Annotated in this window: 29 protein-coding genes, 1 riboswitch and 1 other annotated feature; of the genes, 10 read left to right on the top strand and 19 right to left on the bottom strand. The window is 40.6% G+C overall.

Annotation, left to right across the window (positions count from 1 at the left end):
- Positions 1-9: 9 nt before the first annotated feature.
- The 7 genes from leuS to BABA_RS17345 form a co-directional block, all read right to left on the bottom strand.
- The gene (leuS, locus tag BABA_RS17375) at positions 10-2,427 is read right to left on the bottom strand and encodes a leucine--tRNA ligase (protein WP_007086527.1); all 2,418 of its coding nucleotides are present in this window, start codon (positions 2,425-2,427) and stop codon (positions 10-12) included.
- Between the two features lie 42 nt (positions 2,428-2,469).
- Positions 2,470-2,693 (bottom strand) — a binding site (T-box leader).
- A gap of 156 nt (positions 2,694-2,849) precedes the next feature.
- Entirely contained in the window at positions 2,850-4,043 is a 1,194-nt protein-coding gene (locus BABA_RS17370) for an MDR family MFS transporter (protein WP_007086526.1), read from the bottom strand.
- A gap of 394 nt (positions 4,044-4,437) precedes the next feature.
- Entirely contained in the window at positions 4,438-5,889 is a 1,452-nt protein-coding gene (locus BABA_RS17365; protein ID WP_007086525.1) for an ammonia-forming cytochrome c nitrite reductase subunit c552, read from the bottom strand.
- Between the two features lie 3 nt (positions 5,890-5,892).
- Positions 5,893-6,405 (bottom strand): NapC/NirT family cytochrome c, encoded by a 513-nt coding sequence (locus BABA_RS17360; protein WP_007086524.1) that lies wholly within the window; start codon positions 6,403-6,405, stop codon positions 5,893-5,895.
- Positions 6,406-6,492: 87 nt separating this feature from the next.
- Positions 6,493-7,293: a hypothetical protein gene (locus BABA_RS17355; RefSeq protein WP_007086523.1), complete on the bottom strand. Its 801-nt coding sequence runs from the start codon at positions 7,291-7,293 to the stop codon at positions 6,493-6,495.
- Positions 7,294-7,640: 347 nt separating this feature from the next.
- Positions 7,641-7,805, bottom strand: coding sequence for a hypothetical protein (locus BABA_RS17350; RefSeq protein ID WP_007086522.1), 165 nt, complete (start codon positions 7,803-7,805; stop codon positions 7,641-7,643).
- Between the two features lie 16 nt (positions 7,806-7,821).
- Positions 7,822-8,085: a YtzC family protein gene (locus tag BABA_RS17345; RefSeq protein ID WP_007086521.1), complete on the bottom strand. Its 264-nt coding sequence runs from the start codon at positions 8,083-8,085 to the stop codon at positions 7,822-7,824.
- A 209-nt stretch (positions 8,086-8,294) separates the two neighbouring features.
- On the opposite strand from BABA_RS17345, the gene mnmL reads away from it, so the two are divergent.
- Together mnmL and mnmM are read left to right on the top strand one after the other, a co-directional pair.
- On the top strand, positions 8,295-9,254 hold the full coding sequence (gene mnmL / locus BABA_RS17340; RefSeq protein WP_007086520.1) for a tRNA modification radical SAM protein MnmL/YtqA: 960 nt from the start codon (positions 8,295-8,297) through the stop codon (positions 9,252-9,254).
- Complete coding sequence (gene mnmM / locus BABA_RS17335) at positions 9,251-9,823, top strand: tRNA 5-(aminomethyl)-2-thiouridylate-methyltransferase MnmM (RefSeq protein ID WP_007086519.1); 573 nt, start codon at positions 9,251-9,253, stop codon at positions 9,821-9,823. The genes mnmL and mnmM overlap by 4 nt, the downstream gene beginning before the upstream one ends.
- A 24-nt stretch (positions 9,824-9,847) precedes the next feature.
- On the opposite strand, the gene BABA_RS17330 is transcribed toward mnmM, so the two are convergent.
- Positions 9,848-10,930 carry a tetraprenyl-beta-curcumene synthase family protein gene (locus BABA_RS17330; protein ID WP_007086518.1) on the bottom strand — a complete coding sequence of 361 codons (1,083 nt, stop codon included), beginning with the start codon at positions 10,928-10,930 and terminating at the stop codon, positions 9,848-9,850.
- A gap of 17 nt (positions 10,931-10,947) precedes the next feature.
- Positions 10,948-11,751: an alpha/beta hydrolase gene (locus tag BABA_RS17325; protein ID WP_007086517.1), complete on the bottom strand. Its 804-nt coding sequence runs from the start codon at positions 11,749-11,751 to the stop codon at positions 10,948-10,950.
- A 221-nt stretch (positions 11,752-11,972) separates the two neighbouring features.
- On the opposite strand from BABA_RS17325, the gene BABA_RS17320 reads away from it, so the two are divergent.
- Complete coding sequence (locus BABA_RS17320; protein ID WP_007086516.1) at positions 11,973-12,485, top strand: gamma carbonic anhydrase; 513 nt, start codon at positions 11,973-11,975, stop codon at positions 12,483-12,485.
- Between the two features lie 41 nt (positions 12,486-12,526).
- Here the strand turns inward: BABA_RS17320 and asnB are convergent, their stop codons facing one another.
- Positions 12,527-14,422, bottom strand: a complete 1,896-nt coding sequence (asnB, locus tag BABA_RS17315; protein WP_007086515.1) for an asparagine synthase (glutamine-hydrolyzing) — start codon at positions 14,420-14,422, stop codon at positions 12,527-12,529.
- A 228-nt stretch (positions 14,423-14,650) separates the two neighbouring features.
- Complete coding sequence (gene metK, locus BABA_RS17310; protein WP_007086514.1) at positions 14,651-15,850, bottom strand: methionine adenosyltransferase; 1,200 nt, start codon at positions 15,848-15,850, stop codon at positions 14,651-14,653.
- A 200-nt stretch (positions 15,851-16,050) separates the two neighbouring features.
- Positions 16,051-16,190: riboswitch (SAM riboswitch) on the bottom strand.
- Between the two features lie 272 nt (positions 16,191-16,462).
- On the opposite strand from metK, the gene pckA reads away from it, so the two are divergent.
- The gene (gene pckA, locus BABA_RS17305; RefSeq protein WP_007086513.1) at positions 16,463-18,049 is read left to right on the top strand and encodes a phosphoenolpyruvate carboxykinase (ATP); all 1,587 of its coding nucleotides are present in this window, start codon (positions 16,463-16,465) and stop codon (positions 18,047-18,049) included.
- 47 nt (positions 18,050-18,096) lie between these two features.
- Here pckA and BABA_RS17300 read toward each other — a convergent pair whose 3' ends face one another.
- The 4 genes from BABA_RS17300 to BABA_RS17285 form a co-directional block, all read right to left on the bottom strand.
- Positions 18,097-19,065, bottom strand: a complete 969-nt coding sequence (locus BABA_RS17300) for a hypothetical protein (protein WP_007086512.1) — start codon at positions 19,063-19,065, stop codon at positions 18,097-18,099.
- Positions 19,046-19,570, bottom strand: coding sequence for an RNA polymerase sigma factor (locus tag BABA_RS17295; protein WP_007086511.1), 525 nt, complete (start codon positions 19,568-19,570; stop codon positions 19,046-19,048). Before BABA_RS17295 ends, BABA_RS17300 begins: the two co-directional genes overlap by 20 nt.
- Before the next feature lie 119 nt (positions 19,571-19,689).
- Complete coding sequence (locus BABA_RS17290) at positions 19,690-19,932, bottom strand: DUF2584 domain-containing protein (protein ID WP_007086510.1); 243 nt, start codon at positions 19,930-19,932, stop codon at positions 19,690-19,692.
- A 42-nt stretch (positions 19,933-19,974) separates the two neighbouring features.
- Positions 19,975-20,763 carry an alpha/beta hydrolase family protein gene (locus BABA_RS17285; protein ID WP_007086509.1) on the bottom strand — a complete coding sequence of 263 codons (789 nt, stop codon included), beginning with the start codon at positions 20,761-20,763 and terminating at the stop codon, positions 19,975-19,977.
- A 118-nt stretch (positions 20,764-20,881) separates the two neighbouring features.
- Here BABA_RS17285 and BABA_RS17280 point away from each other — a divergent pair, with 118 nt between their 5' ends.
- From BABA_RS17280 to BABA_RS17270, 3 genes are read left to right on the top strand one after another with little or no spacing between them, the layout of a single operon-like run.
- Positions 20,882-21,898 carry an ABC transporter substrate-binding protein gene (locus BABA_RS17280; protein ID WP_007086508.1) on the top strand — a complete coding sequence of 339 codons (1,017 nt, stop codon included), beginning with the start codon at positions 20,882-20,884 and terminating at the stop codon, positions 21,896-21,898.
- 21 nt (positions 21,899-21,919) lie between these two features.
- Positions 21,920-22,696 carry an ABC transporter ATP-binding protein gene (locus tag BABA_RS17275; protein ID WP_007086507.1) on the top strand — a complete coding sequence of 259 codons (777 nt, stop codon included), beginning with the start codon at positions 21,920-21,922 and terminating at the stop codon, positions 22,694-22,696.
- Complete coding sequence (locus BABA_RS17270) at positions 22,677-23,483, top strand: ABC transporter permease (protein WP_007086506.1); 807 nt, start codon at positions 22,677-22,679, stop codon at positions 23,481-23,483. The genes BABA_RS17275 and BABA_RS17270 overlap by 20 nt, the downstream gene beginning before the upstream one ends.
- A 9-nt stretch (positions 23,484-23,492) precedes the next feature.
- Here the strand turns inward: BABA_RS17270 and ytkD are convergent, their stop codons facing one another.
- Together ytkD and BABA_RS17260 are read right to left on the bottom strand one after the other, a co-directional pair.
- Positions 23,493-23,960: an RNA deprotection pyrophosphohydrolase gene (gene ytkD / locus BABA_RS17265; protein ID WP_007086505.1), complete on the bottom strand. Its 468-nt coding sequence runs from the start codon at positions 23,958-23,960 to the stop codon at positions 23,493-23,495.
- Between the two features lie 83 nt (positions 23,961-24,043).
- Positions 24,044-24,361 (bottom strand): hypothetical protein, encoded by a 318-nt coding sequence (locus BABA_RS17260; protein ID WP_007086504.1) that lies wholly within the window; start codon positions 24,359-24,361, stop codon positions 24,044-24,046.
- Between the two features lie 215 nt (positions 24,362-24,576).
- Here BABA_RS17260 and BABA_RS17255 point away from each other — a divergent pair, with 215 nt between their 5' ends.
- Entirely contained in the window at positions 24,577-24,834 is a 258-nt protein-coding gene (locus tag BABA_RS17255) for a DUF6154 family protein (RefSeq protein WP_007086503.1), read from the top strand.
- Positions 24,835-24,932: 98 nt separating this feature from the next.
- Positions 24,933-25,109: a YtzI protein gene (ytzI, locus tag BABA_RS26695; RefSeq protein WP_007086502.1), complete on the top strand. Its 177-nt coding sequence runs from the start codon at positions 24,933-24,935 to the stop codon at positions 25,107-25,109.
- 36 nt (positions 25,110-25,145) lie between these two features.
- On the opposite strand, the gene BABA_RS17250 is transcribed toward ytzI, so the two are convergent.
- Entirely contained in the window at positions 25,146-25,619 is a 474-nt protein-coding gene (locus BABA_RS17250) for an S-ribosylhomocysteine lyase (protein ID WP_007086501.1), read from the bottom strand.
- Positions 25,620-25,751: 132 nt separating this feature from the next.
- Here BABA_RS17250 and yidD point away from each other — a divergent pair, with 132 nt between their 5' ends.
- Positions 25,752-25,979 (top strand): membrane protein insertion efficiency factor YidD, encoded by a 228-nt coding sequence (gene yidD / locus BABA_RS17245; protein WP_040346800.1) that lies wholly within the window; start codon positions 25,752-25,754, stop codon positions 25,977-25,979.
- Here yidD and BABA_RS17240 read toward each other — a convergent pair.
- A complete protein-coding gene (locus tag BABA_RS17240) occupies positions 25,976-26,539 on the bottom strand; it encodes a beta-class carbonic anhydrase (RefSeq protein ID WP_007086499.1) in 564 nt (187 codons plus the stop codon). The two genes, yidD and BABA_RS17240, sit on opposite strands and share 4 nt — an antisense overlap.
- Positions 26,540-26,643 lie beyond the last annotated feature (104 nt).

The raw sequence follows: 26,643 nt of genomic DNA, 5'->3' as shown, positions 1-26,643 counted from the left end.
TCCTTTATTCTAGTTTGCTACGATATTAACTAGTTTTCCTGGCACTGTAATAACTTTACGAATTGTTTTTCCTTCTATTTGTTCCTTCACGCGATCATCATCCATCGCGATTCCTTCTAATGCCTCTTTGCTGGCATCTGTTGGTACTCTCAATTTAGTTTTCACTTTACCGTTAACTTGGATGACAATTTCAACTTCTTCATCAACAAGTTTAGCTTCATCATATGCAGGCCAAGCTTCGTACGAGATTGTTCCGCTATGACCTAGTTTCGCCCAAAGCTCTTCAGCAATATGCGGGCAAACAGGTGCAAGCATTTTAACAAAGCCTTCAACATAGTCCTTTGGAAGTACTGTTGCTTTGTAGGCTTCATTAATGAAGACCATCATTTGTGAAATCGCCGTATTGAACCGTAACCCTTCATAATCCTCCGTTACCTTTTTCACAGTTTGATGGTAGACTTTCTCCAAGTTTGAAGCATCACTTGTAGTCTGGATTTTCGAACTTAACGAGCCATCCTCTTCCACAAACAAGCGCCAAATCCGGTCAAGGAAGCGGCGTGAGCCATCTAGACCGTTTGTTGACCATGCAATCGAGGCATCAAGCGGGCCCATAAACATTTCATACAAGCGAAGTGTATCAGCACCATGACTATCAATGATATCATCAGGATTGACAACATTCCCTTTTGATTTACTCATTTTTTCATTACCTTCGCCTAAAATCATCCCTTGGTTAAATAACTTTTGGAATGGCTCTTTTGTTGGCACCACACCGATATCATATAAAAATTTATGCCAGAAGCGGGCGTATAGCAAGTGAAGCACAGCATGCTCAGCACCGCCAATATAAATATCAACTGGCAGCCAGTGATTTAATTTTTCGGCAGAAGCAAGTGATTCGCTGTTCTTAGGATCAATATACCGTAAATAGTACCAGCAGCTTCCTGCCCATTGCGGCATTGTATTCGTTTCGCGGCGGCCTTTTTTGCCTGTTTCCGGGTCAACCACATTTACCCAATCAGCGATATTGGCAAGTGGTGATTCACCTGTTCCTGATGGTTTAATATCTTTTGTTTTTGGTAACATCAATGGAAGCTGATCATCAGGAACAGCTGTCATGGTGCCATCTTCCCAATGGATAATCGGAATCGGCTCACCCCAATAACGCTGACGGCTGAATAACCAATCGCGTAAGCGGAACGTTACTTTCTTTGTTCCGATGCCTTTTTCCTCTAACCAGGAAATCATGTTGGAAATCGCTTCTTCTTTATTTAACCCATTTAAGAATTCAGAGTTGATGTGTTCGCCGTCACCCGTGTAGGCTTCTTTCTCGACATCTCCGCCTGCTACTACCGGAATAATTGGCAGCCCGAATTCTTTTGCAAAATCATAATCACGTTCATCGTGAGCAGGAACGGCCATGATGGCGCCTGTTCCATAGCTTACCAATACATAATCGGCAATCCAGATTGGCATTTTTTCGCCATTTACAGGGTTAATGGCGTAGGCACCGGTAAATACACCTGTTTTTTCTTTTGCAAGGTCTGTACGCTCTAAATCGCTCTTGGTTTTGACCTTATCTAAATAGGCACCAACAGCTGCGCGTTGTCCAGCTGAAGTAATTTTATCAACAAATGCATGCTCAGGCGCAAGTACCGCATAGGTGGCACCGAATAAGGTGTCCGGACGAGTGGTGAAAACGGTAAAGGTTTCATCATGTCCATCAATCGCGAAGGTTACTTCGGCGCCTTCAGAACGGCCAATCCAGTTGCGTTGCATTTCTTTCAAGCTTTCTGGCCAATCTAACTCTTCTAAGTCTTCAAGTAAACGGTCGCCATAGGTTGTAATTTTTAACATCCATTGCTTCATCGGACGGCGTTCTACCGGATGTCCGCCGCGTTCACTTTTACCATCAATGACTTCTTCGTTTGCTAAAACGGTTCCAAGGGCAGGGCACCAGTTTACAGCTACCTCATCGATATAGGCAAGACCTTTTTCAAAAAGTTTCAAGAAAATCCACTGTGTCCATTTATAATATTCCGGATCAGTCGTGTTGACTTCTCGATCCCAGTCATACGAGAAACCTAACGCTTTAATTTGTCTGCGGAAGGTATTAATGTTTTTCTCAGTGAATTCTGCAGGGTCGTTGCCAGTATCTAGCGCATATTGTTCTGCCGGTAATCCGAATGCGTCCCAGCCCATTGGGTGAAGGACATTATATCCTTGCATCCGTTTTAAACGGGAAAGAATATCTGTTGCGGTGTAGCCTTCAGGGTGACCAACATGGAGACCAGCTCCTGATGGATATGGAAACATATCTAACGCGTAGAATTTGCGTTTATCATATTCTTCACTTGTTTTGAATGTTTTTTCTGTTTCCCATTTTTGTTGCCATTTTTTTTCGATTTGCTGATGATTGAAACTCATAATGGTTTCCTCCTATAAAAAAATAAAAAACCCCTCATCCCCAAAAGGGACGAGAGGATTGTATGTATCTTCCCGCGGTACCACCCACATTAGTGCATGCATGCACTCGCTTCATTCATCCTTAACGCGGAAAACGGCAAACATTACTGACCTTCATGCCTGCAACTCAAAGGCGAGTTCATGATGTACCCGGTTGACTTCCACCAGCCGTCAACTCTCTTTAAGTTCGGGTATGAACCACTACTACTCCTAATCACTGTTTTTCTAATATAAAATGTATTACGGTTATTGTATTAAATTTTCAGGCAGTATGCAAGTATGCTTGCGCCTATTTTCAGGATGGACGGGAAATCTTCTTTTTAAACAAAAAAATAGGACAATGCGATTATAATCAACACTGTCCTTTCCACGCGGACAAATGCCTACATTTGTCCACGAACGGTGCCTGACACCATTTTCCTTTTTATTCCACGATCATACATAAGGGTAGTGACGATTGCGATTAGGAATAGTCCAATTAATAGGATAAATAATGAGGACATGCTGTACATATCGACGATTATTCCGCCTAGTAAGGGGCCGACCATTCTTCCGCCTGTTGCGGTGCTGTTGACGATTCCTTGATAAAAGCCCTCTCTCCCCTTAGGAGCTAAATCGAAAGCAATGGTAGGAACGGCAGGCCAGATGAACATTTCACCAATGGTTAAGATAATCATCGCAACTAAGAATCCTGAAAAGGCACTTGCCTTTCCAGCAACTAAAAAGGATACGATAAAAATCCCAATTCCAATAAGGATTTGCAGCTTAAGTGAGGCTGATAGATACTTTAGCACTCCATTTAATAGCGGCTGTCCGAGAACGATGATGGCACCGTTTATCGTCCACAATAGGCTGTATTGCGTTAAGGAAATGTTGATTTCCTGTGTGTAAGAGGCAATCGTTGTCGTCCATTGGCTATAAGCAACCCAGCACAGCAAATAGCCGCTGCAAACAATCAATAAAGCCTGCAGGTTTGCCTTGTTTTTTACAATATTTAATGCTTTTTCTTTCTGGTCATGTATTGCAGCCTCTACTACGATTCCCTTATATCCAATGACAGCGATTAGTAAAAAGATGACATACATGATGGTATTCGCTAAGAAGATTAATTGGAAGGAGTAATCTGCTACAATCCCGCCAAGCGATGCGCCTACCGCTACTCCAAGGTTTTGTGCCACATAAAGGGCATTAAACGATTTTCGCCCGCCTTCTTTCCAAACTGACCCCGCCATGGCATACATGGATGGAAAAATAATTCCTGTTCCAAAGCCGGTAATGGTCAGAAAAATGACGTATTGTGTCCAGTCATGCCAGATAGATAAGCCGATGAGGGCTAAAAGGGAAATACCAATCCCTAGTATGATAGATTTATAACCGCCCATTTTATCGAATAAATGGCCGCCATAAAGATTTCCGATGACGTTTGCTCCCGAGTTGAGCATGAGGACAATCCCTGCAACGGAAAGGGACTTTCCTAAATGATCGTGAATATAGATTGTATTTAAAGGCCATAAAAAAGAAGAGCCTATTACATTCACTGCCATCCCGATGATTAAAAGCCATAAGGCTCGTGGCATGAAAAACGCTCCTTTAACATTAACTATTTCAATTCCCTTGGTTATTTTAGCTGTTTTTCTATAAAGGTGCAATCGTTTTGTATTTCCATATTTCGCGAAAAAAAATGATGCTGCTGGTTTGCAGGGGATTCCGCCAACTTTATAATTTATTCCGCCAAACCCCGGCTAGATTCCGCCAACTTTCTAGTTTATTCCGCCAATTTCACAATTAATTCCGCCAATAACATAATTGAAGCCAAGCAAATTGACACTCCGCAGCCATTTTGTCACAATAAAAGCAGGAAAACACTGTTCTCCAGTGGAAAACAGTGTTTTCAATAAGTATTCAAAGGCTCTTTCCTTAATTCTTATTCCTTCTTGGCGGGACGAATAACAATTTAAAAATGGAAAGGGTCTATTTTTTTGGCGGTGCTGCTACAACTGGTGCCTGTGCAGGGAAATAGCTGTTAACAGCTTGGTCTTTTTTCTTTTCATTCACTTTCTCATCGGCAACAGCTTTTTTAGCCTTTTCAATTTCCTGATCCAACTCTTCCATGTTGACGCCTTTTTTCACAAGCTCTTCAGTTGCAAGACGAATCGCCTTGTTTGACTGTTCAATCGAAATCCTTAAGGAATCCATGGATCCTTGTGGATTATGGAAGCCTGAAGAGTTTTCAGCCGCAATAATATCCCAGAACCATTGACCCCTACGCACAAATTCCTGCGCATCTTTGATTTTATCCGCGCTCACACCTGAAGTAATCATTCTGTTCACATAATAATGAGCAGAAGTAGAAATATCTTGGGCATCATGTAGACCCTTCACGTTTGCATCTTGAATTTCATAAACACGGTCTTTCAATTTGTCTAAATCACGGTCACCATGACACTGGCCACAAGATGTCTGCATGGTTTTAAGAGGTGAAGTCCACCAGTGTGATGTGATCTTTCTTTTTCCATCAACTCTCTCATATGGCATATGGCAATCAGCACAGGATACATTTGCTTTACCATGTGTACCAGATAAATGGGTTTCAAATTCAGGATGCTGAGCCTTTAGCATTGGCGCTCCGGAAATATTGCTGACCCAGTCTTTTTCAAAGCCGTTTTCTTTAGCAATTGTATTGTAGTATTCATACATTTCTTCCGGTTTGAAGCCTTTTGTCCATGGGTAAGTAACTTCACTATTATTAGCAGCAAAGTAATATTCATCATGACACTGGCCGCAAACGTAACTTCGCATTTCGTTTTTCGTTGGATTTGACACATCGACGCCTTTTGCTTTCAATGCTTTAAAAAGACTAGGACGAGTAACGCGCAAATCCATTGTTTTCGGATCATGACAATCGGAGCAACCGATTGGCGAGTGACCCATTGCTTCCCCTTTTGGCCAAATATCTTTGTTAAAATTAGCGCCCCAATAGCTGTCGCCCATTTCTTCAATCATTTTTGGCACGGCCGTTGATTTACATGTATAACAAGAACCAACAGATTTATCCGTAATCCGTTTGACATTACGGATATCTTCTAACGCGTAAGTGTGGCCGCGGTCTTCATTGTACTCAGTCGCAAAACCATAGCCATTAAAAAGAATGGGCAGTAATGGCTCTTTGTCCGGATCATACTTGCTTCGTTTCACTGAACCGCCGTATTTAGTATCTTCCATCTTCTCGTTTTTCTTGTAGCTGTTGTATTGAAGCGGAAATATGTCCTTGAATGCTTCATTGCTTATTTCATCTGCTGAAAGGCCTGTCGTCTTCTTGCCTGCGGCCGTTGCAGTTTTGTCACTGGAATCATTGCCGCAGCCGGTGATGATTAACATCAATGCAAGCAAGAAAAGATATGCCCCATATCGGAACCTTCCCATTTTTTAAAATCCTCCCTTATTTTCTAATAACTCTCCTGATACAGGTGGCTTATTATAGTGATCATCTTTAAAGCCTTTCCCGTGTGGTACCGTTTTGTGGCAGGAGATGCAGCTATCCTTGGCATCATGAGATACGTTGCTGAGCGTACTCTTGTGACAGGAGATACAGTTATCATTCATAATCCCCTTCGTGCGTGCTGTCGCTTCAATTACATCAGGTATCTTCTCAGTCCCAAGTGTATTGAAATAAATATGCGTCATTCCGGCACGGCCTTTGAAAAATAATTTCCCGACCTCACTCTTATGCGGCAAATGGCAGTCATTACACTGCAATTCCGCATGTGTGGAATCCACAAACGAAGTATAGACTGATTTCATCGTATGACAGTTTTGGCAAAAACCCGGTGAATCTAAGTATGCCATTGTTTTCACTGTCGAAAATGATAAAAACACGCCAATAAGCAGGACTAAAACAACTAAAAACTTTTTGTTCATCCCCAGAAGTTTTTTGAACATTTCTTCACCTCCCATAAAATCTTTACTCTCTCTATTTATTTATTAACGTACCTTTTAGGGCACCTTAATCCCCAATATTGACGGCACTTACGCCTTCTTCTTTCTCTTTTTGAATAAAAAGGTCAATGCCCCCGCGGATAGGACGCTAATCCCACTAAATGCCCCAAGTGCGAGGCCGGTAGATTTTTTATTTCCTTCCGGTTCAACTTTATCAGTAAGTTCTGTAGTTGGTTTTGTTTCACTGCGTTCATAGGATAACCTGAAGTTTTTTTCCTCACCAGCTTTTACATCTTGAAAGAGATAGGAGACGGTATGGTCGCTCCCATCGTGATTCTGTTTTTTATCAGGAGCCGGTGTGAGCTTTATTTTTTTCGCCTTGGACGGTTCGGTAAGGATCATATTGACCAGTCCTATATCAGAAAAACTCTTAAACTGATAGGATAACGATTTCTTTTCCTTATTAACCTTTAGGCTGTCAGAATAAAATTCGATGACAAATTTATATCGTTCCTTAGGGCCAATCTCTTCACTCGATGTCCAGGAAATCGTTCCTTTTTCACGGTCAATGACATACTCAATTTCATAAGTCGTTCGTAAATCACTGGAGTAATCGGCAACAAAGCCAATCTGAAAATTTTTCTCTTGCATTGGAAGCGGAATTTCAATTTTTCCCTTCTGGGGCTGATCAGAATTATTAACCATCGAACCCTGATACCCAATCAATAGTGGGGCATGATCCTTCTTCTGATCATTGGGATGATAGGCGTACTCCGGCATGACACGAATCGATAGTTCTTCCATAGTTAAAATTGTTTGATTTTGCGCGTAACTGATTGCGGGGCAAATGAAGGCTAAAGTAATGCTTACAATAACAAGGAATTTTTTCATCTTTAACTTCCTTTCACATTGGACAAAATTATGGATAAAATGTGAACATGTTCACATAAGGGTCATAAAAAAGTGTTAGGCTGACCCAATGGTTTCCTAACAAATGGTGGGGGTTTTCGTGAATCCATACCTTATTTAAACCATGATAGATATTCCCATTCTGTGACGTACATCACACATTAAACACCAGTTGTTGCCAAAGTGTGAACACAAATTTCTTCTATTTTCAAGTTGTTTTTATTAAGAAATTGAATTGCCGAGTACTTTTTAAACGTTTTTTTGTAACCGCTTGAAAAAAATCTCCCAACAAATTGTTGAGAGATTTTTTACATTTTTTATAGCCGTTCTTATTCTTGGTGCATTTTCGATTTCACTGGCTGTCCGCCTGATTGTTCATATTTCTTTTTCGCTTGTTTTACAAGATCCACATCCTGCCCTAGTTCGAGATCTTGATTGTTGACACCATTCCGAGTGGTTTGTTCTGGATTTTGCTGCTTTGAACGTTTTTTCAAAAAGGTTCCCCTCCTTTTAAAGCTCTTCTAGAATCATTGAATTTTGCAGTTGCTGCAGCTGAAGCCTCATTCTATGGAGTTGCTCTCGTTGCTGCGAATTTGCACTCAGAGCCATTTTGGCAATATCTTGATAGGTCTCTTCTAGCTGTTGCAGCGCAGTTGTATAATTATCATCATTATATTGCTCCTGAAGACTGCTTTGTTTGTATTGTTCTTCGGCATAGCGAATGGTATCCTCAACCTGCTGCATAAGATTGTTCATTGAGTCGCGAGTAGCCATTTAAGAACCTCCTCCATGTTGTGGCACAATCTCTTTTTGAAGCACGCACTGCTTCATTTCTTATTGTGTTCTCCATTCTTTTTCCTATTACACGAACAGCTGGCAAAATGTTGGCAATTCCACTTGAAACAATTACATTTGGTTAAGCCTTTCGCTTCATGCTAAAATTGACCTTATGTGAATTTAATTTTTAAAAGGAGGTTTTCTGAATGCTTCAGACAAAACCTTTTCAATATGCATTAGATGATAAACGTTACCATACATGGAATTATCACCTGCGCGGGCAATTTGGCCATAAGGTATTTAAAGTGGCACTTGACGGCGGCTTTGATTGTCCAAATCGTGACGGTACAGTCGCACATGGGGGCTGTACATTTTGTAGCGCGGCAGGCTCCGGTGATTTTGCCGGAAACCGTGTAGAAACCTTGGAAACACAATTTAATGAGATTAAAGAAAAGATGCACACGAAATGGAAAGATGGCAAATATATGGCCTACTTTCAGGCATTTACAAATACCCATGCACCTGTTGATGTTCTTCGTGAAAAATATGAAACCGTCCTAAAGCAAGAAGATGTCGTGGGATTATCGATTGCAACTCGCCCCGATTGTCTTCCGGATGACGTTGTGGAATATTTAGCGGAATTAAATAAGCGCACCTATTTATGGGTTGAACTCGGGCTGCAGACGGTTCACGAACGCACTGCCTTACTGATTAATCGTGCCCATGATTTTCAATCTTATGTTGAGGGAGTCAATAAATTACGAAAGCATGGGATTCGCATTTGTTCCCATATCATTAATGGATTGCCGCTTGAATCTTATGACATGATGATGGAAACAGCTCGCGAAGTAGCTAAATTGGATGTGCAAGGAATTAAAATTCATCTGCTGCATCTTCTAAAAGGCACACCGATGGTCAAGCAATATGAAAAAGGGATGCTTGAGTTTCTTTCTCAGGAGAACTACGTAAACTTAGTATGTGACCAATTGGAGATTTTACCGCCGGAAATGATTGTTCATCGCATAACAGGTGATGGCCCGATTGACTTGATGGTCGGCCCGATGTGGAGTGTCAATAAGTGGGAAGTGTTGAATTCCATTGATGCGGAGCTGAAACGAAGGGACAGTTGGCAGGGTAAATTTTTTCATGGGAATCCAAACCGATGAAAATGGAGCGGATCCTTCCGTTTGCGAAAAATTTACTGGACAGAGTCGTTAAACCTGGTGATGTGGTCGTAGATGCAACAGTCGGAAATGGACATGACACCATTTTTTTAGCAAGCCTTGTTGGTGAAACAGGAAAAGTTTACGGATTTGATGTTCAGGAAGAGGCGATCTCGGCAACGAGTGACCGCTTGACGGAACATAACCTTTCGGAGTGGGTTACCCTGTTTCATGCAGGTCATGAACAGCTCTCGGATAAGATCCCTGCCGATGATCATGGAAAAATTAAGGGAGCCATTTTTAATCTAGGCTATCTTCCTGGCAGTGATAAAACGATTGTCACTCGTGCGGAAACGACGATTGCCGCCATCGAGCAGTTATTGAAAATGATGGCTCCGGAGGGGATCATCGTCCTTGTTATCTACCACGGACATGAGCAAGGTGCGGTAGAACGAGATTTTCTTCTTCCCTACTGCCAACAATTGGATCAAAAGACAGCCCATGTCCTGCAATATCAATTCATTAATCAACAAAACAACCCGCCGTTTATCGTTGCGATTGAAAAACGTTAAAAAACCAGGCCGATGCCCTGGTTTTTATTTTGCCAATAATCTCGTCACAAACGCGGGTACAGATTTTTGAAACGAACGATAAGCTAGTCCATTGAAATAAAAGAAATAACTAATCCATCCACCGGATTTTATAATGCCCTTTGCCAGTTTACGGACATTTTTCTGTTTGCGAACTTTTCCATCCGAAAGATAAATCCCTAACAAACCGCGGTTAATCAGCTGATGGAACTTTTTATGCGGAAGGTATTCGGTGTGTCTATCTGCCTCTGTTAAAAAATGCTTTAAGCGGTGGAAAAGGGTTTCCTCACTTTTATAGTAAGAGCAGAAATTCAGGTCGCCTCCTGCCATATCCTCTTCTTGGTCGATAAAATAGTCTAAAAGAATATGTAATCCTTGAATGTAGGGAAAGTATCCTTTCCGAATATTTTCAGCATCACTTGCTTGAAAATCCGCACGCATTGCATAAGAGATTAAACAAAAAATCCCCAGTGTGGAACCCGAGCACGCTGAAAATTCATACCATTCCATTTCAGGAAGCTCATCCTGATAGTGTTGAAACCAATTTTCAAGACGTGGCACCCGATCCTCCTTCGCCACATGCTTGTGAATTTGCAAATCACAATAGTACTGGCATAATTCAAGGAGATAATCTTTAATGAGAGGATAATGCTGGACCTCTCTTAAAACGGAACGGCAGGTTTCAGATAAATCATGCAAATAACCGTCGTCATCCTGATCCGCACGGAGCCGGTAGTAATTTTTCTGATCAGCATGAAGGACAAGAGCATCTGACATGGATTGGTGTAAAGCGGCGAAATCATCAGGATCAAGAGAAGTGCTCCGATCACAAAGATTATCCAAATAATCACTGATTGTTTGATAGGCAACGATAAACCTGACTGCCTTTTTATAATCCTCACCGGCAGTAAGTGCAAGGATCGCACCTCCTTCACAGTGGAAAGTTTTGTGCTCGATGCTCGCAAGTGCCTGATTTCTTAATTCTGGGTTTGGTATTTTTTCAGCACGGCTTCTCCAATATGCCAATTCTTGGTGGGCTGCTGGAAGTATTTTTCGATAGACCCTTGACATGAGGGTGATTGGCTTCATGGAAATTACACACCTTTCTAGACGATATAACCAATTGCTTTTAATTGACTGTTAACGAAATCCTTTGCGTATTCAAAAACCTCTTCCCGCTCTGGTTCGTTAAAGATTTCATGATAGCATTTCGGCCATTCCTTAAATCTTTTTTCAGATAATGGAACGTTATTAAACCATTCTTTTACAGTTGCTTTATTGACAATTTTATCATCCCCACCTTGCATCACAAGCATCGGGATATCCTGCATTTTTTCAAGATTTACAAATGCTTCCTTAATCGCACCCGCTAATTCACGATACCATCTGACAGAAACCTTTGTCACGTAAAGCGTATCATTAGAATCTGCTTCACGTACATCATCGTTTCTTGTCGCCATTTGGACGGTTAATCCTGAATTGATCCTCAGGGAAGGATAAACAACATTTAAAACATGTGACATGACGTCTAAAAATTTCGACGGCGTGTGAATGAGTCCTAAACATGGAGAGGAGAGAATCACACCTGCAATATTTAATCGTTCTTCCTGCAATAAGCGGATTGAAATTAATCCCCCCATACTATGCCCCAGTAAAAACACAGGCAGTTCATAGCGGTAGGCGGCTTGAACCCAATCCTTTACCTCTATTATATACTCATCGAAGGAATCAATATGGCCGCGGTTGGCTCTTGTTGTCATTCCTTGCCCTGGAAGGTCAGCCATGATGACATGAAAGCCGGATAACCGCCACATTTCAATCAGCCAGCCATATCTGCCATGGTGTTCCATTGCCCCATGAACGATTACGATCACCGCCTTTGCTTCCCCTTCAGCTTCCCACTTCCACATTTTTTTTCCCCCTAGACATTAAATAAGGTGTATTTTTTGAAAATCGCTTTCAGCATCGCTACAATAGAATCATCAAAGAAAAGCGCAAGCGCCTTGGTCAGCCTCAGGCATGGCATAAGACGAACCGCGAGGAGGCAGTTTCCCAGCCACCACAGCGGGGCGACTTATGACCCGAGGGGCTAGGCGCTGGAGCTAGACAATTTAAAAAAGGAGCACACCTAATGATCTATCCCTTTAAAGATAAATACCCGCTAATTGCTGAAACTGCCTTTATTGCTGATTATGTTACGATTACTGGTGATGTTGAAATTGGTGAACAGTCCAGTGTCTGGTTTAACTCGATTATAAGAGGTGACATTGCACCAACGAGGATTGGTAATAAAGTGAATATCCAAGATAACTCTATCTTACACCAAAGCCCTAATAACCCGCTAATTTTAGAAGATGAAGTTACGATTGGACATCAGGTAATCCTGCATAGCTGCATCATAAGAAAACGTGCCTTGATAGGCATGGGTTCCATTATCCTTGATAATGCCGAAATTGGTGAAGGAGCCTTTATTGGTGCCGGTAGTCTTGTACCACAAGGAAAGAAAATCCCACCTAATACTTTAGCATTTGGCAGACCCGCAAAAGTTATTAGAGAATTGACTCCAGAAGATAAGAAAGAAATGGAACGCATTTGTATATCATATGCGGAGAAGGGTCAATATTATAAATCATTACAGTCATGAAATTTGGAAAAGCACCCACTATTTAAATGGGTGCTTTCTGTTTAATGTTGTAATTCTTTTTGTAAGGCAAAATCACGTTGAAATGAATAAACATTCTCCACATACACTTGATGCCAAACCATGAACATCAGAACCGTCCAGATTTTTCGACTATTATCAGCTTTACCTTGGCAATGGTCTTCAAGCAGTCTCAAGACGTATGCTTTGTTGATTAAATGATCCGTATTGCTTTCGCGGATAATTTTCTTCGCCCAATCATTCATTTCATTTTTTAACCAGTGGCGGATTGGCACAGGGAAACCAAGCTTCTTCCGATCAAGCACATGTGCCGGAACAATTCCTTCTGCCGCTTTTCGTAGAATATACTTCGTTGTTCCATTCGCTGTTTTCAAGCTTGTAGGAATTTTTGAAGCAACCTCAAACACGGCCTTATCAAGGAATGGCACCCTTAGTTCAAGTGAATGGGCCATTGTCACTCTATCGGCCTTAAGTAAGATATCCCCACGCATCCACGTATGAATATCAATATACTGCATGCGATCAACAGGGTCATATCCTCTCGATTCCTGGTAAAGAGGGTTTGTTACATCTAGGTAATTTAATCCCTCATGATAAACATTTAAAAGATCACGTTTTTCTTCCTCTGTGAACATTTTCGCATTCCCGATATAACGTTCTTCCATTGGAGTGACGCCGCGTTCAATAAAGCTTTTGCCTTTCATTCCTTCAGGCATCATGTTGGCAATCCCTTTTAACAGCACTTTTCCTACTCGTGGGATTTTATTAAATACTTCTAGCGATTGCGGTTCACGGTAAATATTGTAGCCGCCAAACAACTCATCTGCACCTTCTCCTGAAAGCACAACCGTTACGTGTTTGCGTGCTTCACGAGAAACGAAATAAAGCGGCACGCAGGCAGGGTCGGCAAGCGGATCGTCCATATGCCACATGATTTTCGGAACTTCATTCATATATTCTTCCGGTGAAATCACATAGCTAATGTTTTCGACACCAAGCTTTTCAGCAGTTTCTTTGGCAACATCAATTTCACTAAAGCCATTGTGTTCAAAGCCAACAGAGAATGTTTTTATAGCAGGGTGAAATTGTTTGGCAATGGATGCAATGATCGAGGAATCAATTCCCCCAGAAAGGAACGACCCAACCGGAACATCGCTGCGCATATGTTTTTCAACTGAATCAAATAACACATCACGAATTTCTTTAATGAAATCATCTTCAGATTTTTGTACTGGCCTAAATTGGGCTTTCCAATACCGTTTAATCTCCATAGCCGAATCGACTTTTTTTGTAAAATAATGACCAGGCTCGAGCTTGTAAATTCCTTCAGACAAAGTATTTGGTTCTGGAACAAATTGATAGGTCAAATAGTGCTGTAAGGAATCATAATTAAGTACATCATTTTCTAAGGCAAGCAAAATACTCTTTTTCTCAGAAGCAAAGAATGTTCTCTCTCCATCTTCAAAATAGAAGAACGGTTTGATTCCAAACGGATCGCGTGCCCCGTAAAGTGTCTGCTCTTGTTTATCCCAAATCACAAACGCAAACATCCCGCGCAGTTTTTCAACAGCCTTTTCTTTCAAATGACTGTATAGGGCGATAATAACTTCTGTATCGGAACTTGTCGCAAAAGACAATCCTTCTTTCAAAAGTTCTTCACGAAGTTCAACATAGTTATAAATCTCACCGTTAAAAATAATCCAATAGCGCTCATTTTCATACGTTAGCGGTTGGTGACCGCTCTCAATATCAATGATACTCAAGCGGCGGAAGCCAAACTGGATATGGTCATCATAATAAAACCCATCATCATCTGGTCCGCGATGGGTAATGATATCGTTCATATTTTTAAACTGTTGTTTTTGTTCTTCACTATAGATTTGTGTTTTGTCGTGTACACAACCGATAAAACCACACATTATGTACCTCACCTACTCCATTTCAAAATATCCTCTAAAAAACATCCCTCTAATACTACCACTTTTTTAAAAAAAATGGCACTGTGAACATAAGGAAAAATAGTATCCCTTATTTTTCACATCTATAGACCTACTTAAACATGGTATTCCATTCATCTGGATTACTGTACAGGAATTAGACGAAAATTAAAAACGGGAGTTACATATAATATGCAACTCCCCATTATATTATAGATTTGCTTGGCCACGTAAGGTTTCTGCTTTATCTGTACGCTCCCATGGAAGGTCAACATCTGTACGTCCGAAGTGGCCGTATGCAGCTGTTTGCTTGTAGATTGGGCGACGAAGGTCAAGCATCTTAATGATTCCCGCCGGGCGAAGGTCAAAGTTTTCACTAACAAGATCAACAAGGACCTCTTCGCTTACTTTACCTGTACCAAATGTATCAATTGCAATCGAAACCGGTCTAGCAACACCAATGGCATAGGCAAGCTGAACTTCTACTTTGTCAGCAAGGCCTGCTGCAACGATATTTTTAGCCACATAACGGGCAGCATAAGCAGCTGAACGGTCAACCTTTGTGGGATCCTTACCAGAGAAGGCACCGCCGCCATGACGAGCATAGCCGCCGTAAGTATCAACAATAATTTTACGACCAGTTAAGCCGGCATCTCCTTGAGGTCCGCCAATAACGAAACGGCCTGTTGGATTAATGAAATATTTTGTATTTTCATCTATTAATTCTTTTGGAACAACCGGATTGATAACATATTCCTTCAAGTTCCGTTGAATTTGCTCCAACGTTACTTCCGGATTATGTTGTGTTGAGATAACAATAGTATCAATGCGAACTGGCTTGTCATTTTCATCATACTCAACGGTTACTTGCGTTTTTCCATCTGGACGAAGGTACTCAAGAACCTTATCTTTACGTACCTCTGTTAATTTGCGAGCAAGCTTGTGTGCGAGAGAAATTGGAAGAGGCATTAGCTCATTTGTTTCATTACAAGCAAAACCAAACATTAATCCTTGGTCACCTGCTCCAATTGCTTCGATTTCTTCATCGGACATTAGCCCTTCACGTGCTTCTAAGGCCTGATCGACACCCATGGCAATGTCAGGACTTTGTTCACCAATGGAAGTTAAAACGGCACAAGTTTCCGAATCGAAGCCATATTTAGCACGATCGTACCCAATACCTTTTACGGTTTCACGAACAATCTTCGGAATATCCACGTAAGTAGAAGTCGTGATTTCACCGGCAACTAGAACTAATCCAGTTGTTACTGAAGTTTCAGCAGCAACGCGGGCATTCGCATCCTTCGCTAAAATAGCATCTAAAATGGAATCAGAAATTTGGTCACAGATCTTATCGGGATGACCTTCAGTTACTGATTCAGAAGTGAACAAACGACGTTTTGTTGACATCTGAATTCCTCCTATATTATGAGTCATCGAGGTTTGATGAAGGTTACAGGAATACTTCTTGAACCTCGTGAATTGATACGGTACTCATTCCCTTAGTATGAAATAAACAAAGGATTTTTATTAGAGACTATTTTTATAAAAGGACTTATACAAAACAAAAAACCTTACCATAGTGAGGAAAGGTTGTTCCGGGCCTTTCACTCTTATCGTTCAAGGAGCAAGCCTTGCGTCAGATTAGCACCTTCGCATCCAGAAAAGGACCTGTTTAGCGGTCATTCTTTTCATATTGCAGGTTGCTGGGTTTCATTGGGCCTGTCCCTCCACCAGCTCGGGATAAGAGAGTATCCGTTCAAATCAGAATAATACGCTACAATGGTGAGCAATGTCAATGAATTTTTCAAGAAAATTATCGAGAATATGGTTAAATGATTTCTAATTATTTTTCATTTATATTCAGAAATTAAATTTTGGTTATGACTGCTTAAAAATCCTTTAAAAAATTTATAAAATTCAACCTAAATTTACTCAATAGTATAGACTATTACTCTGAATGTGTTATACTATTCATCATATTATGATAATAAAAAACAAAATAAAGGTAGGGTTCTATAAATGAATTCTGTTCATATTCCAAATGAATTAAAACAATTATTACAAGAAAGTCATGCCCAAATACAATTGTCCGTTCCCCAATTAGTTGAAAAAATCCTAAGCCGTAATGAAGGGGCATTAACCTCGACAGGAGCTGTAAGTGTCTCAACCGGTAAATATACAGGCCGTTCCCCGCAAGATAAATTTATTGTGATGGAAGAGTCTTCGAAGGATAAAATCGATTGGGGACCGACGAATCAACCAATTTCTGAAGCAGTTTTCACTAAACTATATCATAAAGTTCTAGAATACTTAAAACAAAAAGATGAAATTTTTGTATTCAAAGGGTTTGCCGGTGCTGATATAAAGTCTCGCTTACCCATTCAGGTTGTCAATGAGTATGCATGGCATAATTTATTTGCTCATCAATTGTTCATTCGTCCGTCTGAAGATGATTTATTGGCAGATGATACCGGATTTACGGTAATTACCGCACCAAATTTCAAGGCTAATCCGGCTGTCGATGGCACTAACTCGGAAACCTTTATTATTATTTCATTTGAACAAAGAATCATATTAATCGGCGGTACTGAGTATGCCGGTGAAATGAAAAAGTCTATTTTTTCTGTCATGAATTATTTGTTGCCTGAGAATAATATTCTATCCATGCATTGTTCGGCGAATGTTGGTTCCGAAGGGGATGTTGCTTTATTCTTTGGTTTATCCGGAACAGGTAAAACGACATTATCAGCAGATCCTAATCGCAAGTTGATTGGCGATGATGAACATGGTTGGTCATCCAACGGGGTTTTTAATGTTGAGGGCGGCTGCTATGCCAAATGTATTAATCTTTCGCGTGAAAAAGAGCCGCAAATCTTTGATGCCATCCGCTTTGGTACCGTTCTTGAGAACGTTGTCATGAACCTGGAATCACGCATTCCGGATTATGATGACGGAACTTTGACAGAGAATACACGAGCAGCTTACCCAATCGAAGCAATTGATAATATTATTCAACCAAGCATTGCCGGTCACCCAAATACAATCGTGTTTTTAACAGCTGATGCATTCGGTGTCCTGCCTCCAATTTCAAAATTAACAAAAGAACAAGCCATGTACCATTTCTTAAGTGGGTACACGTCAAAGCTTGCCGGAACTGAGCGTGGTGTTACATCACCGGAAGCCACCTTCTCCACCTGCTTTGGTGCACCATTCCTGCCGCTTCCTGCCACACGTTATGCGGAGATGCTTGGTGAAAAAATACTAGAACACAATGCGAATGTCTTCTTAGTGAACACAGGCTGGACTGGCGGCGAGTACGGTGTCGGCAGCCGGATGAAACTTTCCTACACAAGAGCTATGGTTCAAGCAGCATTAGAAGGCGAACTAAACCATGTGGAAATGGTCAAAGATGAAATTTTCGGTTTAAATATTCCTCTTCATATTGCCGGTGTACCTGACGAAGTCTTGCAGCCGAATAAAACATGGGCAGATTCACATGTTTATGAAGTGAAGGCAAAGGAACTTGCTGGTAAATTCCGTGAAAACTTTAAAAAGTTTACGGATGTATCTGCTGAAATTGAAGAAGAGGGCGGCCCTGTTGCTTAACTGAACATTAGTAAAAAAGCGATTCTGTTGAAGAATCGCTTTTTGCTTTATTGATCAGTCGGTTTTCCTATGATGACAGGATTCGATTCGCCCAGCACACCAAAACTATATCTACCGCTTTTCTTAATTTGAAAATCCCCTTTGTACATGGAGATTTTTTCTCCATCCGTCGTCGTATAATCTGTCTTTTCTTTAAAGGTAAACTTGGAGATATTCGTTGGGTCTTCTTCGCTGGTAATCTCTAATTCGATTTCCTCTGGAAGGTTTTCTCCTGACACCTCGATATAGGCATCATTATAAAAACCGGCATACAAATCTTCTTGGGAAATCAATAAGGTACCCTTAGAACCTAATAAGACATAGTGATCCTTCACATAAATAGGAAATTCGCCAATCTTTCTCTTTTCCCCCGAAGTGTTGGATACAGTGAATTCCAGATTCCATTTTCCTCTTTTATCAAAAGGTGTAAAGGTTACTAAAGCATGGGCATCGGCCCCATACATCCCACCTGATAAGCGTGAGGTAGAAAGATGTTGTTTTATTCCTGTTGCTTCATGTGTAGCATCGATAGAAAGTGTTGGATCTGGCGCTAAATCCTTCCCCCATAAAAAAACCATGATTTTGCTTGTTGCTCGCTGATCCCATACTACCCATTCCTTCGGAGCCAGTAAGCTGACCTTGTTTGGAATACCGAAATTACTGTCTCCGTAAAGCGGTTTACCGCTCTCATCTTTTAAAGCAAAATAGTCACCTTCCTGGGCTTCTATATTTGTAGAACCAGATCTGGGGGCACTATCCCCCCCGTTCGTAAAATAAAGGATGGGCGCAATTAGAATCAAGATAAACACAGCTGCTAAAGCTGCGATCCGTTGAACAGGAAATTGCCTCTTGGGTTTATGGGAGCCTGCACTACTACTAAATTTTTTTAACATTTCCGTACGTTGAATAGTGGTTAGTTCATGCTTTGGGAAATCCGCTAACACTTCAAGCAGTTCTTTATCCGATAAATGACTCAAAATAATCACCCTCCTTTAACTGCTCATTTAGTTTTTTCACTGCCCGAAAAAAGGTCACATTCACTTTATTTTCCGACCAGCCAAGAACCTGACCTGCATCCTTGGCAGAAAGCTCAGCGATACCCCTTAATAATATTACGTCCCGGTAATTTGGCTTTAATTTGTTAATTGCATCGTATAAGTGGGCATACTCCATTTTTCTTATTAATTTCTCTTCTGTTTGTAGTTCATGATGATTCGATGACTCTTGATCCAGTCGTTCCTTTAATCGCTGCCACACAGATTTTTTTCGATAAAAATCGATTGCCGTGTTTCTGGCAATTGAGATCAGCCATGTTTTCGGACTTGATTCGTTTTTAAAGCTGCTAAAGGCGCGAAATGCCCTTAAAAAGGTTTCCTGAACCAAATCCTCGACATCCGTGGTGCCCGTATAATAAACAAGATAATTCGTCACATCCTTCTCATATTGAATAAACCATGTCTCTATCTGATGGCCCCGTTCCAAATAAATTCCCCCTTTCTAACAATCTCTATTTCTTTATATATCTACTAATAAGACGTATGTATAAAGCGTTTATTACACTTTTTATTCAAAAGAAAAAGCAGGAGTAATGCCCCCCTGCTTTAGTTCGTCGAATTTAATGATACCAATTGATAGGTGATGGTTGTACTGCTATTTTCCCACTCCACTTTTTTGATTACTGCAGATCCACTTGAATCACTGTCCATCGTTTTCTTTACATCAATGGGAATATCTATCGGATAAAGTCTATATCCTTCCTTTACGAGCACAAAAAGATTTTCCTCTACTCTCTTCTCCCTGCCTTTTGTTACGATCATTGTATTTAACTCAAGGGGCATACCCATAAAATCATCCGCTCCTCTGCTTGTATTAACTATATATTACCATCATTTGCCCCGGTTTTTCATCCACTTTGATAAATCCGTCACGACTTTTCTATTTATTGCCGGTGGGAAATAGTGAGTAAATTCATCAAAAAACCAGCAATCAACAGGTTTTCCCAGTGACCTTAGTCTTCTTTCAAGACGGTACGCATGCTCTACTGATACATCATGATCCTTTACACCATGAATAATCAGGACAGGCGCCACCAGTCTTTCGATTTCGAATAAAGGTGTGCGCTCTTGATATCGTTCCGGAAACTTCTCGGGGGTACCGCCAATGACCCGTTTCATCATCCTCCGTAAATCTTTCCGCTCCTTATATGTAAGAGTCATGTCACTCACCCCACCCCATGTGACAACGGTTGCTGCATCTGGAAAGTGTATTCCAGTCATCAACGCCATTACACCGCCTCGGGAAAAACCAAAGATATGAATATCTCGAACCCTCGACAAAGATTTTAACAGCAAATAAGCTGAAAAGGCATCCTCCCTGTCTTCCCCGGCAAAATCCTCATTCCCCTCCCCGCCTTGATTGCCACGGTAAAAAGGGGCAAATACAATAAAGCCCTCGGAAGCAAACTGGGCAATACGGGCGGGTCGTACCTTTCCAACATTTTTTATACCGCCGCGTAAATAAAGAAACCCATCCAGCGGTTCTTCACCGATTGGGGTCGCAAGCATCCCTTTCACCCTTAATCCATTTGAAAGATAGGTAATTAAAGTTAACTCCACTTTAGGATTTGGCGAAGGAAAGCGTGTATATTCAAGGATTTTTCCATTATTGGTGTTCATCTGCAATACTTCCTTTTAAAATTTTTACTAACTGGGCATTCACACATTTTTCTTCTTTTCATACGATATCTTAGGCAATTAGCCCAGATTTTTTAATGGTACTAAGGAGGTTCATTTTATGAAAAAATCATTAAAGTTCAGTTTCTCCTTTCTTCTCATTGCTATCCTCATGTTTTCATTAGCCGCTTGTAATAATGCTTCCAAATCGGAGACAAAGAAATTAGAAAAAGTTCGAATCGCAGAAGTGACCCGATCCATTTTCTATGCCCCGCAATATGTTGCTTTAGCAAAAGGATTTTTCAAGGCTGAAGGGTTGGATGTCACTCTAACGACTACTCCCGGCGGCGACAAAACAATGACAGCCCTTATTTCAGGGGGAGCCGATGTTGCCCTTGTTGGGTCAGAAACATCGATTTATGTTTATGCCCAGGGCGCAAATGACCCGGTCATCAATTTTGCACAATTAACTCAGACCGATGGCACGTTCCTTGTGGCAAGAGATAAAATCGATAACTTCTCATGGGATTTATTAAAAGGAAAAACCTTCCTAGGCCAGCGTAAAGGCGGCATGCCGCAAATGGTCGGTGAATTTGTCTTAAAGAAGCACGGCATTGATCCGCACAAAGATTTAAATTTAATCCAAAATATTGACTTTGCAAATATTGCCAATGCTTTTGCCTCCGGGACGGGGGAATTCGTTCAATTATTTGAACCAACCGCAAGTATTTTTGAAAAAGAAGGAAAAGGCCATATTGTTGCTTCCTTTGGAAAAGAATCCGGCCATGTTCCATATACCACCTTCATGGCGAAAGAAAGCTATATGAAAGAAAACAAAGCGACGATTGAAAAATTCACCCGAGCGGTCTACAAGGCGCAAAAATGGGTGGAATCCCACAGTGCCGAAGAAATTGCCAAAGCGGTTGAACCATATTTCCCTGACACCGACCTTGCCATCATGACAACTGTTGTCGAGCGCTATAAGAGTCAAGGCTCGTTTGCAACTGACCCTATTTTGGATGAAGAAGAATGGAACAATCTCCAAAACATCATGAAGGAAGCGGGGGAGCTTCCAAAAGAGGTCAATCATAAAACACTTGTAAATACAGAAGTGGCTGAAAAGGTTATAAAAAAATAATGGGAAAGGGAGGCCGTTTAAATGAGCTTTTTACACGTTCAAGATATTCATCACACCTATTTCACCAAAGCCTCTGCCACCACGGCCCTCTCCGATATTACATTTACGGTTGAGGAAGGAGAGTTTGTCTCCCTCCTCGGCCCAAGTGGCTGTGGTAAGACTACCCTGCTTTCAATTATTTCAAGCTTACTTAAACCAACCCAGGGAACTGTTTTATTAGAAAACAAACCAGTTTCTACGGCAAAAAATCAAATCGGCTATATGCTGCAGCAAGATTATTTGTTTCCCTGGAAAACGATTGAAGAAAATATCCTGATGGGCCTAAAATTATCAAAGCAGCTAAACGAAAAAAACAAATCCGCCGCACTTAACCTACTAGACCAAATAGGCCTCGGCGGGGTGGAAAAACAGTTGCCTAAGCAATTGTCAGGCGGAATGAGACAACGGGTTGCCCTTGTGAGGACATTGGCAACAGAACCAAAACTGTTAATGCTTGATGAACCCTTTTCCGCCCTCGATTACCAAACAAAATTGAAACTAGAGGATTTAGTATCGCAAACATTAGATGAATTTGGGAAAACTGCCATTCTTGTTACCCATGATATCGGTGAGGCTATTGCTATGAGTGATCGTGTCTTTTTGCTTTCACCCAGTCCTGGCAGGATCCATAAAATCTTTGAAATGCCGGAGGAACTAAAAAAAATATCACCGTTTGAAGCAAGAAATCATGAATTATACCCAAGCATCTTTCAATCCATATGGAAGGAGTTGGAGTCCCTTGAGCCAGGAAAAGAATAAGCTTGAACTCCTCCATAGAAACTACATTCAGTCATTAAAAATAGAAAAAAGATGGGTTCGGTTTTATCAAGCCGTCATATTTGCCGTCTTTTTTTCCAGCTGGGAGCTTGCAAGTGGGAAGCAATGGATTGACCCGCTGATTTTCAGTTCGCCGTCAAAAATATGGAACCTATTTTTAAATAAAATTCAAGATGGCTCTCTATTAACACATACGGGTGTAACCCTAACTGAAACCATTTTTGGCTTTATCCTTGGTACCTTACTCGGTACAATTTTAGCGGCCATCCTCTGGTGGTCACCGCTGGTTCAGAAAATTCTTGATCCCTATCTTGTTGTCCTTAATGCCATGCCGAAAGTGGCACTCGGCCCGATTTTGATTGTCTGCTTAAGTCCAGGGTACCCATCGATAATCGCTATGGGTGCGATTATCTCAGTCATCATTACCACGATTGTCGTTTATACCTCATTTAAAGAGGTGGATCCAAATTATTTAAAAGTACTGCGTACGTTTGGGGCAACCAGGTTTCAATGCTTTAAAGAAGCAATTCTCCCTGCAAGTTTTCCAACGATTATCTCGACCTTAAAGGTAAATGTCGGCCTATCATGGGTCGGTGTCATTGTTGGAGAATTCCTGGTATCGTCCCGCGGTCTTGGTTACATGATCATTTACGGTTTCCAAGTATTTAATTTTACCCTTGTTTTTTTATCGCTTTTAGTCATTGCTGTAATCGCAACGATTATGTATCAACTTGTGGAACTTTTAGAGAAAAAACTCATTAAGGAATAGTGATGAAAACTATTCCTTTGTGAGGATTTGTTTTATACATTCCTCGATGACTTCATCTTGCATGATAAAGCTGAATTCGTCCCGAAAACGCTGCTGCAAAAGATTTCCCTTGATAACAACAGGGCCATTTGTTTCAAAGTAAGAGTTGGTTTCCATAACCCTTTCAACCTGCCCCCAAAAAACTGCCTTTACGAAAGAACCTTTTGGGTCAGTAACCCTATACTCAGCAATAACTTGAAGGCTGCCAAGAATGGCACCTGTTTCCTCTAATGTCTCGCGTCTTGCTGCTTCCTCCAGCGTTTCCCCCATTTCCACTTTACCGCCGGGAAATTCAAGACCGCGTTGTTTATGATTAGTTAAAATCCAACCATCCTTATACTGGCAAATGACCAATACATGCATGGCTTCCTGTTCGAAGGCATCATGAGAAAAAACCAATTCTACCTTATTTCCATTACGATCGATAAATTGTTTCATTAATACCGCCCCAGTTTTTCCTTTAATGATATAATTATAATTAAAAAAAGGAAAATCCTAAAGTAGCGGATTTCCCTGATTTGTTATTTGGGTAATATATTCATGCTCTCAATATGGCTTTTTGCCTCATCATCACCAAGTTTATGCAGCATACCATATACTTGGTGAATTGTGCTATCATAGGCATCATTTTCTTTATCGTGATGATATTCCAAATATGGAATATGGGTACGAAAGAAGTTTTTCCACTCTGTTGAATAGTTTTGATTAAACAACTCGCGTAACTGGGTTATCTCTTCATCAGTGGCTTGGATTTTATAGCTCCAAGTAGAACTCGTCGCATTACTTGTTATATGTCCTGTTCCAACGTCAATATAATAGGATTTCTTTTGTCCATCCATTGCATCATCCCCTTTTACTCTTTAGTAATGTACAAATAGAAAAAATTTATTCTTTTTCAAATTTCGACTCATTTTTTAGAAATGAATACGCTATAATAAACATACAATCAAAGAAACAGAGTTTTCAGTCAATTCAGGGATGGAAAGACAGGGATTTTTTTCTCCTTTTATGGGTATCCAATAAGTAACAATATATTTAATATGGAGGTGTTGTAATGAAATTAGTCGATGAATTATATGAAATGTACCGAAACAAGTTAACAGGTGATGAAGAGGATATTGACATGCTGACATTTGCCTTTTTAGAAGAAATGTCCCATGAAGATCTTCTTGCATTAATTCAAGAAATGGATAAACAAGAATTATACGATTTAATGGGGTTATACCTCATTGAAAGCCTGAAAGGTAAATTTGCCCAAGAAGAGTACGGACAGCATCGAACACATACGTATTATCCTCGAAATATACATTGATTTTACATACTATTATTCAGGAGGCTGTTAAAGCCTCCTTTTTTTACGCAAATTTGTCAATATTCATGATACAATATGTGATAGGGAGGGGAAGAGGAATGTATATTGTGATGGTAGTCGGTATTATTATTGTTATCGTCGTTTTACTTCTAGCGGTCATTACAACATCAAAAGCATACGATTATAAACATAGCGTGGATCCATTAGAAGACAATCCATATTTAAATCAGACCAACAATCGACAAGAACCTGACCAAGACCATAAGAGGGCGTAAAAAAATTCCTATTCAATATGAATAGGAATTTTTACTTTAAGCAAACACTTGCTTTAATTCTTCTTTACTTTGCTCAAGCCAGAATCGCATTAACCGCTTGGCACCTTCTAAATCATGGAGCTTCGCCTGACCGCACTGTCTTTCATTTGCAGCTGGAATATCGATAATCTCAACCGCATCCTTCATGGTATCTTCAAGTAGATCAATAATTTCCTCTACCGTCGGTTCGCCGCTTACAACTAAATAGTAGCCAGTTTGGCAGCCCATTGGTGAAATATCAATAATGTCAAAGTGGTCATATTTTTCCGAATGCTTGCGGATATTGAAGGCTAACAAATGTTCAAGTGTATGAATCGCATCAGGCTTCATCGCCTGTTTATTTGGCTGGCAAAACCGAATATCATATTTATTAACAATACCGTCGCTTCCTACCTTGTGAACACCACAGTGTCTTACATATGGAGCCTTAACGGCATTATGATCTAAATCAAAGCTTTCAACTGAAGGCATCAATATCACTCCTCTTCTTATCTATTTACAATCATACAATAAATCCCGACTTTTTTCATCCATATAGTTATATTTAACAATTTAGACGAACATATTGATTTATGGTATGTTGGTATGTAAGGAGCGATGATGATGTTGAAAAAAATCTTTCTTTCGATTATTCGTTTTTATCAAGTGGCCATCTCACCTTTAAAACCACCCACCTGCCGATTTTATCCCACATGTTCGCATTATGGCTTTGAAGCGGTTCAACGCTTCGGCGCTGTAAAAGGCGGCTGGCTGGCCATGAAGCGGATTTTAAAATGTCATCCTTTTCATCCCGGAGGATTTGACCCAGTTCCGGAAAAAAAGAAGGATTAAACCTGATACCCATCTACTACTAGGTCAAGCTTTCCAGTCTTCGGATCAATGACCAATCCATGAACAGGAACACCCTTTGGCAATAATGGATGATGTTTAATCATATCTACACTGTGTGCAACACTGTCATTCACATTTTCGAATCCTTGTAGCCACTGTTCAATGTCGATGCCGGAATAGGAAAGAGTGGCAAGTGTTTCATCAGTAATCCCCCGCTCTTTCATACTATCAATCACAGGTTCCGGTTTCATACCGCTCATGCCGCAATCATGGTGGCCAATTACCAAAATCTCCTGTGCCTGTAATTGATATACCGCAACCAGAATACTTCGCATCACACTTCCAAAAGGATGTGTAACAAGTGCACCGGCATCCTTAATAAGCTTTGCATCCCCATTTCCCAAGTTTAATGCTTTCGGTAATAGTTCCAATAAGCGTGTATCCATACAGGTAAGAATAACCATCCGCTTATTCGGAAATTTCGTTGTTTCATATTTCTCATACTCATGGTCTTCTACAAATTGCTGATTATAGTCTAAAATTTCATTTAATATTGTCATATATATTCCACCTTTCTATATAAGAATACATAATATTCCTTGTTTGAAACAAATATTATACTTGCATTTAGGCTTTTTTTTTTGTAAGATACATATGGAAATCG

It is taken from the genome of Neobacillus bataviensis LMG 21833 (assembly GCF_000307875.1).
Lineage (GTDB): Bacteria > Bacillota > Bacilli > Bacillales > Cytobacillaceae > Neobacillus > Neobacillus bataviensis.
The sequence above is the reverse complement of the archived record's forward strand: the minus strand, read 5'-3'. Positions and strand labels throughout refer to the sequence as shown.